The sequence below is a fragment of the Williamsia sp. genome, from assembly GCF_036566845.1.
GTDB lineage: Bacteria > Actinomycetota > Actinomycetes > Mycobacteriales > Mycobacteriaceae > Williamsia.
The window spans coordinates 1-14,966 of record NZ_DATCVM010000032.1; the positions used below are offsets into that span (position 1 = coordinate 1).

At 65.5% G+C, this 14,966-nt stretch carries 14 protein-coding genes and 1 pseudogene; 7 read left to right on the forward strand and 8 right to left on the reverse strand.

Going from position 1 to position 14,966, the window contains the following annotated elements; translation table 11 throughout:
- From VIQ49_RS02535 to cobN, 3 genes are all read right to left on the reverse strand, one after another.
- Positions 1–1,370, reverse strand: a 1,370-nt coding sequence (locus VIQ49_RS02535; RefSeq protein WP_331880425.1) for an amidohydrolase, incomplete at its 3' end; no start/stop codon positions are given.
- Positions 1,371–1,436: 66 nt separating this feature from the next.
- Positions 1,437–1,979 carry an FxsA family protein gene (locus VIQ49_RS02540; RefSeq protein WP_331880427.1) on the reverse strand — a complete coding sequence of 181 codons (543 nt, stop codon included), beginning with the start codon at positions 1,977–1,979 and terminating at the stop codon, positions 1,437–1,439.
- Positions 1,980–2,102: 123 nt separating this feature from the next.
- On the reverse strand, positions 2,103–5,702 hold the full coding sequence (gene cobN / locus VIQ49_RS02545) for a cobaltochelatase subunit CobN (protein WP_331880428.1): 3,600 nt from the start codon (positions 5,700–5,702) through the stop codon (positions 2,103–2,105).
- 203 nt (positions 5,703–5,905) lie between these two features.
- On the opposite strand from cobN, the gene VIQ49_RS02550 reads away from it, so the two are divergent.
- Genes VIQ49_RS02550 through VIQ49_RS02570 form a run of 5 tightly spaced genes read left to right on the forward strand, consistent with a single transcriptional unit; the run spans position 5,906 to position 10,084 of the window.
- On the forward strand, positions 5,906–6,238 hold the full coding sequence (locus tag VIQ49_RS02550; protein ID WP_331880429.1) for a metalloregulator ArsR/SmtB family transcription factor: 333 nt from the start codon (positions 5,906–5,908) through the stop codon (positions 6,236–6,238).
- Entirely contained in the window at positions 6,235–6,753 is a 519-nt protein-coding gene (locus VIQ49_RS02555) for an SRPBCC family protein (protein ID WP_331880430.1), read from the forward strand. The genes VIQ49_RS02550 and VIQ49_RS02555 overlap by 4 nt, the downstream gene beginning before the upstream one ends.
- Positions 6,754–6,803: 50 nt before the next feature.
- Positions 6,804–7,931 carry a precorrin-3B synthase gene (locus VIQ49_RS02560; RefSeq protein WP_331880431.1) on the forward strand — a complete coding sequence of 376 codons (1,128 nt, stop codon included), beginning with the start codon at positions 6,804–6,806 and terminating at the stop codon, positions 7,929–7,931.
- A gap of 24 nt (positions 7,932–7,955) precedes the next feature.
- Entirely contained in the window at positions 7,956–8,579 is a 624-nt protein-coding gene (locus VIQ49_RS02565) for a precorrin-8X methylmutase (RefSeq protein WP_331880442.1), read from the forward strand.
- Positions 8,576–10,084 carry a precorrin-2 C(20)-methyltransferase gene (locus tag VIQ49_RS02570; protein WP_331880432.1) on the forward strand — a complete coding sequence of 503 codons (1,509 nt, stop codon included), beginning with the start codon at positions 8,576–8,578 and terminating at the stop codon, positions 10,082–10,084. The genes VIQ49_RS02565 and VIQ49_RS02570 overlap by 4 nt, the downstream gene beginning before the upstream one ends.
- Here the strand turns inward: VIQ49_RS02570 and VIQ49_RS02575 are convergent.
- Genes VIQ49_RS02575 through VIQ49_RS02590 form a run of 4 tightly spaced genes read right to left on the reverse strand, consistent with a single transcriptional unit; the run spans position 10,069 to position 13,554 of the window.
- Entirely contained in the window at positions 10,069–10,827 is a 759-nt protein-coding gene (locus VIQ49_RS02575) for a cobalt-precorrin-6A reductase (protein ID WP_331880433.1), read from the reverse strand. The genes VIQ49_RS02570 and VIQ49_RS02575 overlap by 16 nt on opposite strands.
- Positions 10,824–11,591 carry a precorrin-4 C(11)-methyltransferase gene (cobM, locus tag VIQ49_RS02580; RefSeq protein ID WP_331880434.1) on the reverse strand — a complete coding sequence of 256 codons (768 nt, stop codon included), beginning with the start codon at positions 11,589–11,591 and terminating at the stop codon, positions 10,824–10,826. The genes VIQ49_RS02575 and cobM overlap by 4 nt, the downstream gene beginning before the upstream one ends.
- Positions 11,588–12,799, reverse strand: a complete 1,212-nt coding sequence (gene cbiE / locus VIQ49_RS02585) for a precorrin-6y C5,15-methyltransferase (decarboxylating) subunit CbiE (protein ID WP_331880435.1) — start codon at positions 12,797–12,799, stop codon at positions 11,588–11,590. Before cbiE ends, cobM begins: the two co-directional genes overlap by 4 nt.
- Complete coding sequence (locus VIQ49_RS02590; protein ID WP_331880436.1) at positions 12,796–13,554, reverse strand: SDR family NAD(P)-dependent oxidoreductase; 759 nt, start codon at positions 13,552–13,554, stop codon at positions 12,796–12,798. The genes cbiE and VIQ49_RS02590 overlap by 4 nt, the downstream gene beginning before the upstream one ends.
- 225 nt (positions 13,555–13,779) lie before the next feature.
- Here VIQ49_RS02590 and VIQ49_RS02595 point away from each other — a divergent pair, with 225 nt between their 5' ends.
- On the forward strand, positions 13,780–13,983 hold the full coding sequence (locus tag VIQ49_RS02595) for a hypothetical protein (protein WP_331880438.1): 204 nt from the start codon (positions 13,780–13,782) through the stop codon (positions 13,981–13,983).
- Between the two features lie 9 nt (positions 13,984–13,992).
- Entirely contained in the window at positions 13,993–14,403 is a 411-nt protein-coding gene (locus VIQ49_RS02600) for a PPOX class F420-dependent oxidoreductase (RefSeq protein ID WP_331880439.1), read from the forward strand.
- A gap of 7 nt (positions 14,404–14,410) precedes the next feature.
- Here VIQ49_RS02600 and VIQ49_RS02605 read toward each other — a convergent pair.
- Positions 14,411–14,966: pseudogene (locus VIQ49_RS02605) on the reverse strand (HNH endonuclease signature motif containing protein); the annotation flags it as partial.

Consider the following 14,966-nt stretch of genomic DNA (forward strand, 5'->3'; position numbering starts at 1 on the left):
CCGGCCCGCCAGGCCCCACGGGTCGACGCGGCGAACGCAGCGCGCACCGAAATCGCGCTGGTGGGGTTGTTGTGGTTGGCGGCGGCAGCGATGGCTTCCCATGGTCGCATCGACGTCACCGGTGCGTCGGAGCTGAAGGACAGCCCGACGCCGGCCTTCGCGAGCTGCGCAAAATTGTTGAGTGAACGACCCCGCTCGAGGCCCAGACGCTGTTCGTAGAGTTGGCCGGGGCCACCCCACAGCGCGTCGAACAGGGGTTGCATACTCGCGATCACCCCGCAGGTGGCCAAGGTGGCTGACTGCTCTGCGGTGATCATCTCGGCATGTTCGATGCGGTGGCCCAACCGGGCCAGCGCGGGGCCCCCGACCTCGGCGGCCACCTCGGCGAAAGCCTTCACCAGCAGGTCCATCGCGCCGTCGCCGATGACATGGAATCCGGACTGGATCGCCGCTGCGGTGCACGCACGCAGATGCGCGGTGATCGCCGGGGCGTCGAGGTAGCCGACGCCGCAGGTGTGGGCATCGACATAGGGTTCGCGCAGGAGTGCGGTGTGAGACCCGATGGCGCCGTCGATGAACAGGTCTCCACCGAGCGCATGGGCCCGGGTGGACGCGAGCAGTGCCCTTGCCTCATCGACGTCGGACACCGCAGCGCCCCAGTACCGGCGGATCTCGACATCGTGTGTGAGATCCGCGAGCGAGATGAAGTCGTCGAGTCCGCTGATGTCGGGTCCACCGTTCTCGTGGACGGCAACGATCCCGTGCGCGGCAGCGTCGTCGAGCGCGGCCTGCTGGGCGCGGCTGCGTCCGGTGGTGCTCAACAACGCACGAGCCGCTGCGCGCACCCGATGATGGGCATCCGCGGTCAGCGGTCCGGCCGGGTCGTGACCGAATGCGCCCGCCAAGCCGCCGGCGCGCTCGCGCAGAGCGGTTGACGCCACTGCGGAGTGTTCGTCGATCCGAGCCAGATAGACCGGCCGATGTCCGACCGCCGCGTCGATGTCGGCTGTGGTGGGATGTCCGTCGGGCCAGGTCGACTCGTCCCAGCCCAAGCCCCAGATCAGGTCGCTGTCGCGGTGCTCGGCGGCGTATCGGCGTAGCCGGGCCAGGCAATCCTCACGGCTGATCGCATCGCTGAGGTCGAGGCCGCGCAGTGCGAGGCCCGTCGACGTGAGATGCACGTGGGAATCGACAAAAGCGGGCGCCACCAGACTGCCCTCGAGGTCGACGACCTCCGCCTTCGGATGCAGTGCACGTCCGACCGGGTCGGAACCGACCCAGACGACAACACCGTCTTCGATTGCGATAGCAGTTGCATCTGGGGCCACCGGCGAATAAATGTGCCCGCCGATCAGCAGTTGACTCTCCACGACCGTCCAGTCTGCCTGCCGGAGCATGGCGGGCTGTTGTCAGGGTTACCGACGGGGGTCGACCGATCAGAGATCGGGGTGCGGATTCGGCAGTTGGCGACGGTTCGGGTCATAGGTGGTCGGGCTGTCGGGTGTGTCGACGACCTGACCGTCGACAACCGTGACACCGGCCATCCCGCGTCCGTACTGCGCGTAGCTTTCCATCGCGACGACAACCTTGCGGGTTCCGAGCGCGATCACCAGGGGCCGGAGGACCGCTCGAACTGGCTTGAGCAGCAAGAGGATACCGATCACGGTGGTGACCAGGCCGGGCACAACCATGGCGATCGTGGCGCCGGCGAGCAGCGCGGTGTCGGCGACGGGCGCTGCCGACCCGGACGGACCCGCAGGCACACCGGCCGCGGCATTCTGTCCGGCTGTGCGGAGGTTCGAGAGGACCTTGGCGCCCTGGCGGCGGAGCAGCCAGAAGCCGAGGACTACGGTGGCGATGCCCAGCAACACCGTCCACGCGACGCCGATCGCAAAGCACAGCCCCACGAAGGCGGCGATTTCTATGACCACGTAGGTCAGAAAGAGTGCGAGCTTCATCAGATCAACCATCCCGATCATCGGCAATGCGTACACACGGTCAACGACCAGGGTGCCCGTTTTTCTCCCACTTCCGAAAATGGTGGGTTCTGGCGAGCGTGACCTGCGGAAATGCTCACCAGACCCCACCAAAATCGGCACTGACTAGGCGCCTTCGATGTCGCCTTCGGTCTCTAGGAAGACGCGACGCAGTTCATCGAGCATTGCCGGTGGAGGCGCCGACCACATCTCCCGCGCAGCCGCCTCCAGCAGTCGCTCGGCGATGCCGTGCAGCGCCCACGGGTTCGACTTGTTCATGAACTCCTGGTTCGCGGCGTCGAGGACGTAGGACTCGGTCAGCTGCTCGTACATCCAGTCGGCCATCACGTTGGTGGTGGCGTCGTAGCCGAAGAGGTAGTCGACCGTCGCTGCCATCTCGAACGCACCCTTGTAGCCATGCCGCTGCATCGCGGCGATCCATCGGGGGTTGACCACGCGAGCCCGGAAGACGCGGGTGGTCTCCTCCGACAGCGTGCGGGTGCGGACGTTGTCCGGGCTGGTGCTGTCGCCGATGTACGCCTCGGGGTCTTTTCCGGTCAGCGCACGGACGGTGGCGACCATGCCGCCGTGATACTGGAAATAGTCGTCCGAATCCGCGATGTCGTGTTCGCGGGTGTCGGTGTTCTTGGCGGCAACCGCGATTCGTCGGTACGCCGTCCGCATGTCGTCGACGGCGGCGATACCATCGCGGCCGCGGCCGTAGGCGTAGCCGCCCCACGCCGTGTAGACCTCCGCGAGGTCGGCGTCGCTGCGCCAATCCTTGGAGTCGATCAGCTGGAGCAGTCCGGCACCGTATGTCCCGGGCTTGGATCCGAAGATCCGGGTGGTCGCGCGGTCGGTGTCTCCGTGTTCGGCGATGTCCGAGCGAGCGTGGGCGGCAACGTAGTTCGACTCGTCCGGTTCATCGAGTGCGGCGACCATGCGGACGGCGTCGTCGAGAATGGTGACCACGTGCGGGAAGGCGTCCCGGAAGAATCCGGAGATCCGGACCGTGACGTCGATTCGCGGCCGGCCGAGTTCGTCGAGACCGATCACATCGAGTTTGGTCACGCGCCGTGAGGCCTCATCCCAGATCGGCATCACGCCGAGCAACGCGAGAACCTCGGCTATGTCGTCGCCGGACGTCCGCATCGCGCTGGTCCCCCACACCGACAGGCCCACCGACTTGGGATACTCACCGTGGTCCGAGAGATACCGCGCCAGAAGCGAATCCGCCATCGCCCGGCCGGTTTCCCAGGCGAGTTTCGACGGGACGGCCTTGGGATCGACGGAATAGAAGTTTCGGCCGGTGGGCAGTACGTTGATCAGTCCGCGCAGGGGTGATCCACTGGGTCCGGCGGGAATGAATCCACCGCCCAGTGCGTGGAGGATCCGGGGGACTTCCTGGTCGGTCTGGCGCAGTCGCGGGATGATCTCGGTGCCGGCGAAATCGAGGATCCGACGGACGTCCGCCGGATGGCCGGCGGCCACCTCGGCGATGGCCGCGGCGTCCCAGTCACTCTTCGCGCAACCCAGCACGAGCTCGCGGGCGACCGCTTCGATGCTGTCGGTGGAGGTGCGGCCGGCGGTCCCGTCCTCAACCAATCCCAGTGCTTCGCGGAGTCCGGGCAGACTCTGTGTGCCGCCCCACAATTGGCGTGCGCGGAGCATCGCGAGCACGAGGTCGACCTCGACGTCGTCGGCCGGTGGCTGTCCGAGGATGTGTAGTCCGTCGCGGATCTGGACGTCTTTGATCTCACAGAGCCAGCCGTCGACATGCAGCAGCATGTCGTCGAAGACATCTTCTTCGGGTCGCTCGGCGAGGCCGAGGTCGTGATCCATCTTCGCGGCCTGCAGCAGGGTCCAGATCTGCTGCCGGATCGCCGGCAATTTGCCCGGGTCGAGCGCGGAGATGTTCGCGTGCTCGTCGAGGAGCTGCTCGAGACGGGCGATGTCGCCATAACTCTCGGCCCGCGCCATCGGTGGGATCAGGTGGTCGACGAGGGTGGCGTGCGCGCGGCGCTTCGCCTGCGTTCCCTCGCCGGGATCGTTGACGAGGAAAGGGTAGATCATCGGCAGGTCGCCGATGGCGGCGTCGGTGCCACACGAGGCCGACATGCCCAGGGTTTTGCCAGGGAGCCACTCGAGGTTGCCGTGCTTGCCGACGTGGACCACGGCATCGGCCGCGAAGTGCTGCTGCGACGACAGCCAGCGATAGCAGGCCAGATAATGGTGGCTCGGTGGCAGATCAGGGTCGTGGTAGATGGCGACCGGATTCTCGCCGAAGCCACGTGGCGGCTGGACCATCAACACGATGTTCCCGAATTCCATCGCCGCGATGACGATGTCGCCGTCCGGGTTGACGGAACGATCGACGAACAGTTCACCGGGCGCCGGTCCCCAGTGTTCGATCATCGACTCGCGGAGGTCGTCGGGCAGGGTGTTGAACCACTCGCGGTAGTCGGACGCGGACAAGCGGATCGGGTTGGCTGCCAACGCTTCTTCGGTCAGCCAGTCGGGGTCCTGGCCACCGGCTGCGATCAAGGTGTGGATCAATCGGTCCGAATCATTTTCTGCCAGACCGGGAACCGATCCGTCGCCCGATTCCGGTCCGATGTCGTATCCGGCCTCGCGCATGGCCTCGAGCAGTCGGAGCAGGCTTTGCGGGGTGTCGAGGCCCACCGCGTTCCCGATCCGCGCGTGTTTGGTGGGGTACGCCGACAACATCACCGCGACCTTCCGGTCGGAAGGTGCGATGTGGCGGAGGCGACCGTGGCGTACCGCGATTCCGGCGACCCGGGCGCACCGTTCTGCATCGGGTCGGTACCAGGGCAGCCCGTCGTCGCCGATCTCCTTGAACGAGAACGGCACCGTGATGATCCGGCCGTCGAACTCGGGCACCGCGACCTGGGTGGCTACGTCCAGCGGCGACATACCGTCGTCGTTGGCGGCCCAGCCGGCGCGGGAGCTTGTCAGGCACAGGCCCTGCAGGATCGGAACATCCAGGCGCGCAAGTTGTTCGATGTTCCAGTTCTCGTCATCGCCTCCGGCCGACGCCGTGGCCGGGGTTGTTCCTCCAGCGGCGAGCACCGTGACGACCAGGGCGTCTGCGACCGCGAGCTGTTCCAAGAGATCGTCGGGTGCGGTCCGCAGTGAGGCACAGAAGATCGGCAGCGCCCGGCCACCCTTGTCCTCGATCGCGTCGCAGAGTGCCCGGACGTACGCGGTGTTGCCGGCGAGGTGCTGGGCTCGGTAGTAGAGAACCGCGATCGTCGGGCCGGTGGCGTCGACCTTCGGTTGGCGGTCCAGGACTCCCCACTGCGCTGTGGTCGCCGGGGCGCTGAAGCCGTGACCGGTGAGCAGGAGGGTGTCGGACAGAAACGCGTGGAGATTCGCGAGGTTGTCGGGGCCGCCCTGGGCGAGGTAGTTGTGGGCGTCGGCGGCAACTCCGGGCGCCACCGTCGACATCGACATCAGGTCCGGGTCCGGGAGCTGCTCCCCCGACAGCACGACGGTCGGCAAGCCGGCTGCCAGGACTGCGTCCAAACCCTGTTCCCACATGCGACGGCCACCGAGAATTCGCACCACGACGAGGTCAGCACCGGCCAAGAGTTCTGGCAGATCGGCGTCGACGAGCAGCCGTGACGGGTTCGCCAGACGGTAGTCGGCGCCCGAGGCCTTAGCCGTCAACAGGTCGGTGTCCGATGTGGACAGCAAAAGGATCACGAGGTCCTCCTTGCCAGGAATTCGCGCCCGGCGGTTGGGTTCAGCGGAGCAACAAGGGTCTGACTTGGGGTTTCCCCGATACAGTGGCGCTTCCGTGCCGGGATCTCACCGGCTTCCTCGTTGCAGATTGGCTTCAGCCTATAAGACACCTGGTTCGTCTTGTATTCCTTGACAGGTATATATCCAGGAGAGAAAATGGCGGGGTGAACGAACTGATCTGGCCGGCGCTGGCGGAGCCCAACCGTCGCCGAATCCTCGATGTCCTGCGGGTGCAGCCGTGCGCTGTGGGTGAACTGGCCAGGTATGTGGGGTTGGGGCAACCGCAGACGTCCAAGCACCTCGGTGTTCTGCGCGCCGCCGGCCTTGTCTCAGTTCACCCCGACGCGCAACGTCGGGTCTACCGGTCGCGGCCCTCCGCACTCGCCGAAATCGATTCCTGGCTCGCGCCCTATCGCGAGCTGTGGACCACGAGCCTGGACGCGCTGGAGATGCACCTGGATCAGAAGCCACTGTTACCCGGAGAGGAACCGAAATGAACTACTCGGGCACATACTTCGAACTCGAAGGCCGACCGGCGGTCCGCCTCGTTCGGCACTTCTCGCATTCGGTCGACCGCGTGTGGGCGGCCATCATCAACCCCGAAGAGTCACGGCACTGGTTTCCGTCGACCTTGGTGATCGAACCGAGGGTCGGTGGCGTCGCGCGGTTCTCCGATGATCCGAACACGCCGGACAGCACCGGGACCGTGCTGTCCTATGAGCCTCCCCGCCGTATCGAATTCACTTGGGGTGCAGATGAAGTGCACATTCAGCTGGAATCCGGTGACGACGACGGATGCACCCTGACGCTGACCAATGTGCTCGAGGCCGCCGACACGGCGGCCCGCAATTCGACCGGGTGGACAGTGTGCCTGCTCGAATTGGACAAGTTCCTCGCGGGAACCCCGACCACCGGACCGCACGGCGCCGACGCCGCCCCCTTCGAGCCGATCTACCAGGAGTTCGTGCGGGCCGGCGTGCCGTCCGGCGCGCCGATTCCGCCCACCGACTGACTCCCCCCGCGCCCGGCCTCATCCCTCCGGTGGCCAGTACCGTGGAACCCATGAGTCGACCGTCGGATCGTTGCCCCGGGGTGTTCTCGTCTCACCCGGCCGCCGATGGTCATCTGGCGCGGATTCGACTACCGGGTGGCTTGATCACTCCGGCCCAGATACAGGCCCTGGTGGGAGTGTCGGACGAGTTCGGGGACGGTCACCTCGAACTGACGTCCCGTGGCAACGTTCAGTTGCGTGGGATCACCGATATCGATGGTGCCGGTGAGCTGATTCTGGAGGCCGGGCTGATCCCCTCACCCAGCCACGAAAGGGTGCGCAACCTGCAGATGTCGGCGTTGACCGGGCGACGGGGTGGCCTTCTCGACGCGTGGCCGGTTCTGGACGACTTCGACACGCGGCTGCAATCCGACGCCGCATTGGCGAAACTGCCGGCCCGGATCCTCTTCGGTGTCGACGACGGCCGTGGCGACATCCTGACCCAGGGGCCGGACATCGGCCTACTGGCGTACGAGGCTGATTCATTCGACGTGGTCGTGGGTGGAAAAGCGACCGGACGACAGGTGTCCCCCGGCGATGCCCCGGCACTGATGATCGACCTGGCACACGCGTTTCTCGCCGATCGAAACGACGAATGGCGGGTACAGGATCTGGCCGGTCGCGTCGCCATCGACGACGTGCTTGCCCGGTTGCCCCGCACCGGTGACCATGCGATGTCGAAGCTAGGCCCGGAGCCACAGGTGGGCTGGTTGGCGCAGGATGACGACGACCTCGTTGCGCTCGGTTCGGTGGTCGCCCACGGTCGTATCCCGGGTCGTGTCGGAGAGTTCCTGTCCGCCATCGAACGCGACATCTACCTGACCCCGCGGAAAGAAATCCTGATCGTCGACCTCTCGGAAAGCATGGCCGACACCGTACTTCGGGTGCTGGCGCCGATGGGTCTGATCTTCGACGAGAACTCGCCGTGGACCAGGGTCACCGACTGCACCGGGTCTCCCGGATGCGACAAGTCGCACGCCGATGTCCGGGGGGACCTCGACCTCCACTTGCGCGACGGTGACGTTGTGATCGATGAGCGCGAGCACTGGGTCGGCTGCGAACGCGGATGCGGCTCACCCCAGGAAGGTCACCTTCGGGTCGAAGCGACTCCCACGGGGTACACGCGTCGTCGACTCTGAGCAACATCTAAAGTGACGAGCACTATGTACACCTACATCCGAGACGGCGCCGAGATCTACCGGCAGTCATTCGCGACAATTCGGGCCGAATCCGACCTCGCAGGGTTCGGCGACGATCTGTCACAGGTGGTTGTCCGGATGATCCACGCCTGCGGGCAGGTCGACCTGACCCGCGATGTGCGCGCAAGTCCGGGGCTCGTGACTGCAGCGCGCACCGCGCTGGAGGCGGGCGCGCCGATCCTCTGCGATGCGAACATGGTCGCCTCCGGTGTCACCCGCAAACGGTTGCCCGCCGACAACGACGTGCTCTGCCTGCTCGGTGATCCGCGCACCCCCGAGCTCGCCGAAGAGCTGGAAACCACCAGAACCGCTGCTGCGGTGGAACTTTGGCGACCGATGCTCGATGGTGCGGTCGTCGCGATCGGCAACGCACCGACCGCCCTGTTCGCGCTCCTCGAATTGATCGACGCCGGCGGGCCCCGCCCGGCCGCGGTGATCGGTGCGCCGGTGGGATTCATCGGTGCTGCGGAATCCTGTGCGGCCCTGGCTGATCGACATGATCTCGAGTACCTCACGGTTCTCGGTCGACGCGGCGGATCTGCCATCACGGCGGCCGCCCTCAACGCACTCGCCTCGAAGGTGGAATGACCATGACAACCACTGGGAAATTGTGGGGCGTAGGGCTCGGCCCCGGCGACAGCGAGTTGGTGACCGTGAAGGCCGCACGAGTCATCGGCGAGGCCGATGTGATCGCCTATCACTGTGCCCGTCATGGACGTTCGATCGCGCGGTCGGTGGCGGGACCGTACCTGCGAGATGGCCAACTCGAAGAGCGCTTGATGTATCCGATCACCACCGAGGCCACCGACCACCCCGGTGGCTACCGGGGTGCGCTCGATGATTTCTACGCCTCGGCCGCGGAGGTGCTCGCCGAACACCTGAGTGCGGGACGGTCGGTGGCCTTGCTCGCTGAGGGTGATCCGCTGTTCTACAGCTCGTACATGCACATGCACAAAAGGCTGACAGCGCGTTTCGACACCGAGATCATCCCGGGTGTCACATCCGTGAGCGCAAGTGCGGCCGCCACCGGGATGCCGCTGGTCGAAGCCGACGAGACACTCACCGTCCTGCCGGGCACTTTGCCCAAGGACGAGCTGGTTCGCCGACTACGTGACAGCGATGCGGTGGCGATCATGAAGTTGGGTCGGACCTTCCCCGAAGTTGTTGCCGCGCTGCGCGAATCGGGTGTCATCGACCGCGCGTGGTACGTCGAGAGGGCCTCGACGGGCGCGCAGAGGGTCCTCCCGGTGGTCGACGTCGACGCCACGACTGTTCCGTACTTCTCGATGGTCGTCATACCCGGTGTGCTGAACAGTCCGCAACATCTCACCCCGGTTGCCGGCACCGTCGGCGAGGTTGTCGTCGTGGGTCTGGGTCCCGGGGCCGCGCGGTGGACCACACCCGAGGTCCGGGCGGAACTCACGCGGGCAACCGATCTCGTCGGCTACAAGACGTACCTGGATCGAGTCACGCCCCGCCCCGGTCAGCGCATGCATGCCAGCGACAATCGTGTCGAGTCGGAACGTGCCTGTATGGCACTGGATCTGGCAAAGAAGGGTGCCCGCGTAGCGGTGGTGTCGTCGGGTGATCCCGGCGTGTTCGCGATGGCCGCAGCGGTGGTGGAGGAATCGGCCGACCCGCAGTGGCAGGACGTTCCGGTGCGAGTGGTCCCCGGGGTGACCGCGGCGAATGCTGTTGCCAGCCTTGCCGGCGCACCGCTGGGACACGACTACGCGGTGATCTCGTTGTCGGACCGGCTCAAAGGCTGGGACGTGATCACCCGGCGGGTCCGTTCGGCACTGGATGCCGATCTGGTGCTGGCGATCTACAACCCGGGTTCGGTCAGCAGGAACTGGCAGGTCGCAGAACTCAAGGACATCATTCTCGAATCGAAGTCCCCGTCCACCCCGGTCATCCTGGGGCGCGACGTCGGTGGACCGGAACAGTCGGTGGTCATCACCACTGTCGGCGACTTCGATCCGACCGTGGTGGATATGCGAACCTTGCTGATCGTCGGGTCGTCGACAACCACCGTCGTCGATCGTGTCGGTGGTCCGGTGGCGTTCACGAACCGGCGCTACGAGAGCAACTGACGGACCCAGGTTGCGGCGGCCGAGGCCGTGTCAACAGCCTCACCATGAGCTGGGGCCGGTCGCCGAACCATGACCACCGGCAACGAGAGTTGTCGCGCTGCATCGAGTTTGGATTGAACCAGTGGTCCGCCGCTGTTCTTGGTCACCACCACGTCGATCTTGTGCTCACGCATCAGGTCGAGTTCACCGTCGACCGTGTAGGGGCCGCGACTGCGGATGATCTGATGGTGGCGCGGTACCGCACGCTCGGGCGGATCGACCAGACGGATCAGAAACCAGGCATCGGCAATGTCGGCAAATACGTCGACGTCTTGTCTGCCGGTGGTGAGAAATACTCGGAGAGTGCTGTTGTCGGCGGCCATCGCCGCGACGGTCCGGGCGGCGTCGGCGATGGCGGGTACGTCGATCCAGCGGTCTCCCGGTTGTGGCCGCCATTCGGGGCGGCGCAGGGTCAGCAGCGGTACGTCGACGTCGCCGGCCGCCGCGGTGGCGTTGGCCGAGATCTGGCGCGCGAACGGGTGAGTTGCATCGACGACTGCCTCACAATTGTTGTCCCGCAACCACGTTGCCAGGCCGTCGACTCCGCCGAAACCGCCGATCCGGACGTCGCCGACCGGTAGCGCCGGATCTTTGACCCGCCCGGCCAGGGAGGTCACGACCTGCCGACCATCGGAGACGAGATTTCCTGCCAGCGCCCGCGCTTCGGCGGTTCCCCCCAGGATCAGGATCGTGCCGTCGCTCATGACGGGTGCGGGTCTGTGCGGAGTTTGGTCATCCTGGCAGAGGAATACAGGTAGCTGTCCGGGAACTCCGATGCGGCCAGAACCCGGCCGACGAAGATGACCGCGGTCCGCTGAATATCGTTCAGTGCCAGCTGATTCGGGAGTTCCCCCAGCGAGCATCTGACGATCTGCTGGTTGTCGCGGCTGGCAAACGCCACCACCGCCGTGGGGCAGTCGCTGCCATAGTGCGGGGTCAGCGCATCGACAATCTGCTGGGCCCGGTGAGCTGCCAGGTGAATGGCCATCGTGACGCCGGTGCGGGCCAATTCCTCGAGCTGCTCCCCGTCGGGCATGTCGGTGGACAGTGTCGACACCCTGGTGATCAAGAGTGACTGGCCGATTCCCGGCACCGTGAGTTCTTGGCCGAGAGCCGCGGCAGCAGCGGTGAAGGCCGGGACGCCGGGGACGATCTCGTACGAGATTCCCTGCGCCTGTAGAAGTCTGACCTGTTCGGCCACGGCTGAGTACAGTCCCGGGTCTCCGGAGTGCAAGCGGGCGACGTCGTGTCCGGAGCGGGTCGCGGTGACGATGTGATCGATAATCTGCGGGAGCGGCATCTTCGCGGTGTTGATCAGGGTGGCCCCTGGCGGGCAGTGATCGAGCATTTCCGCTGGTACCAGCGATCCGGCGTACAGGCAGGTGTTGCACTGCGACAACAGCTTCGCGCCGCGAAGGGTGATCAGGTCGGCGGCGCCGGGGCCGGCGCCGATGAAGTACACGGTCATTGGCTGGTCCTCGGTTTGTCGGCGATCCACTGGGTCACCGGTAGCGTGGGACGCCACGTGGTCATCGATCCCAGCGGTTCGGCGTGATCGATCTGGAAGCGGCGAAGGGTGCCGCCCACTGCCGCATGCCACTTCACCAAGACGGCTTCGGATTCGATGGTGACCGCGTTGGCAACGATCCGGCCGCCATCGAGGAGGGCGTCCCAGCACGCGTCGACGATACCCGGGACCGTGAGCCCACCCCCGATGAAGATGGCGTCGGGATCGGGAGCGTGAGACAGCTGCTCGGGAGCAGCGCCGAGCACCGTCAGTCCCGCACTGACCCCGAGTTCGGTCGCGTTGTGCTGGATGCGTCCCCGGCGAATATCGTTGCTTTCGAATGCGATTGCGGTACAGCTGCGGTCGGTGCGTAGCCATTCGATCGAGATGCTGCCGGCACCTGCGCCGACATCCCACAGCATTTGGCGGGCCGCGGGTCGCAATGCGGTGACGGTCAACGCGCGAACCGCTTGTTTGGTCAGTTGACCGTCATTGCTGAAGTCGGTGTCGGGCAGTCCGGCCTGACTGCTGACCGGCGGACCGAGACAGTCGACGGCAACGATGTTGAGCTGGTCGCCGGCAGGTTCGGCCCACGTCCGCGCGATGCCGCTGACGAGCTTTTCCCGGTCGGAGCCGAGCTGTTCGAGGACAGTCAGTTTCGACCATCCGAAGCCGTGGGCGGTGAGCAGGTCCGCAACAGCTGCCGGAGTGGAGTTGTCGCGGCTCAGGATCAGTAGCCGAACGCTGTCGGAGACTGCCGACAGGATCGAATCGAGGGGGCGGTCCACGACGCTTCGGACACGGGATGTGGCCAGGTCCCAACCGAGGCGGGCCGATGCCAGACTGACGCTCGAGACGGCGGGTAGAACGCGGACGTGTCCGGCGCCCACCTGCTTGACGATTGATGCCCCGACTCCGTGGAACATCGGGTCACCCGAAGCGAGGATGTGGAGGCTCTGGGGGTGGGTCTCTGACAGAACCCGGTGCAAGTGCTCCGACATCGGACTGTCCCAGCGGTGAAGCGTCGCATCGACCGGGGCCAGCAGCGACAGCTGACGGACCGAGCCGTAGATGTCTGTGGCAGTCCGTAATTCGCGCTGCGAGATGACGGACAGACCGTCCCATCCGTCGGCTCCGATCCCGACGACCACAAATTTCGGTTCGCTCATCGCGGCATCCGCCGCCAGATTGCCTGGGGCAGCAACCTCATCACGAAGAAGAATGGACGGAGTGCTCCGGGGACCCAGACCACATGCTTACCGCTGTGCAGGGCTTTCACCACCGCGTCTGCCACCTGGGGCGCTGTCCTCGACATCGGGGCAGGTTTGGTGCCGGAAGCCATCAAGTCTTTGGTCATGGCGCCTATGACGAACCCGGAGCGGACCAGGAGGAGGTGTACCCCGCTGCCGTGCAATGCATCTGACAGTCCACTCGCGAACCCGTCGAGTCCGGCCTTTGTGGATCCGTAGACGTAGTTGGCGCGCCGCACCCGAACGCCGGCGACTGATGAGAAGACAACGATATTGCCGCGTTTCGCGGCGCGCATAGCGGTCGCCAGTGGCGTCAGCACACTGATCTGGGCGAGGTAGTCGGTGTGCGCGATCTGCAATGCGTGTGCGCTGTCGACTTCTGCCTTCGCCTGATCGCCGAGGATGCCAAAGGCGACAATCGCATCATCGATGGGCCCGTGCTCAGCGACGATCTGCTGGATGAGGCCGTCGTGTGCGGAGGTGTCGTTCGCATCGAACTCGACTGTGTGGACTGCCGCCGCATCTTCGCATTCCAGCCGTTCCCGCTGATCAGCCAGGTCGGATGACCGGCGAGCCGCCAAGATCACAGTCGCTCCGCCCGCGATCCGGGCCACCACTTCCAGCCCGATCTCACTGCGGCCCCCGAACAGCACCACTACTCGCCCATTGCTCACCGGGCCAGTATCCCAAATGAGCCAGCTGATACGAGTCGCGGGACGACCTTCGCCACGCGCAGCCGGGCAGCTACCGGCCAGGTAGAGCGCCACCCTTCGGACACCCCGTGTACTTCGCGAGGCCGCACAACGAGGTGGGACGCTTCTCCCAAGAGACAGGAAACTATGCCGCCAAAGTCAGGAGGGCACCCAACAAGGCCGTCCCCCCGGGTACCGTCGGACCTTGTGATCGATTCGACGGCGGTGGAGATCGCGACTGCAGTTGGGGCGGGCGAGGTTTCGCCGGTCCATGTAGCGGAGGCGGCGCTGGCGCGCATCGAGGCCGGCGCGGCAGTGAACGCGTTCTGCGTCGTGCGGCGGCACGAGGTGCGTGCGGAGGCAGTGGCGTTGACCCGACAGGGCAGTTCATTCGGAAATCGAGTTGGCTAGGGTCGGGATGTGCCCAAAACAGCCGACGACCTCAGCGCCGCAGCGACAGACTTCCTTACCGAACGCCACCTCGGAAGCCTGACGACCGTCCGGGCATCGGGTTTGCCTCACGTCGTTGCCGTTGGATTCACCTACGACGCGGAGGCCAAGATCGCGCGGGTGATCACCTTCGAAGGTAGTCAGAAGGTGAAGAACGTCGATCGCTCCGGTTATGCAGCCGTCTTCCAGGTCAGCGGCCCTCAGTGGCTGACACTCGAAGGTAAAGCATCGGTTCATCGCGATCCGGACGCTGTCGCCGAAGGCGTTCGACGCTACGCGGCCCGCTACAAACAGCCCAAAGTGAATCCACGCCGAGTGGTCATCGAGATCAACGTCGAACGTGTGTTGGGTTCACAGTCGTTGCTGGGAACGGCAGGCTGACCGCTACTCAGTCGTCGTGTTCCTCGGACTCGTAGCCCGCTGGCTCAGAGCCTTCTAGCTCAGAGCCTTCTGGCTCAAGGTCTTCTGGCTCCGGATCAGGTGTCGCCTCGGTTTTGCCTCGAGTCAGCTCCGACAGGATCTGAGCCAACTTGCTCTGGCGGTCGGCCATCACCTTCGCCCACGCCGCCTCCACCGTCTCGTTGGCATGATGAGCCCGATTCACCCGCGGCCTACGCTCCGGATCCACACCAACCGGCGGAATCCACGCCACCCTGCCCTTATCGGGACCCTCGGTGAGCATGATCGTCTGCCACTGATCCGGACCATCACCAATGAGCCGGTGATGCGGCGGGCACGCCGGCGTCAACGCATCGATATCGGTCAACCCGCCCTTCACCCACGCATCGACATGATGGCCCTCAGTCCAAGTCGCCGGATTAGGGCATCCCGGATGCGAACACCCCCGATCCCGAGCAAACAACGCCAACCGCTGCCCCTTCTGCGCCGTACGTTTGGCCCGAGCAAAATACAACACTTCAGCGCTGTGATCAGCGAACACCGCC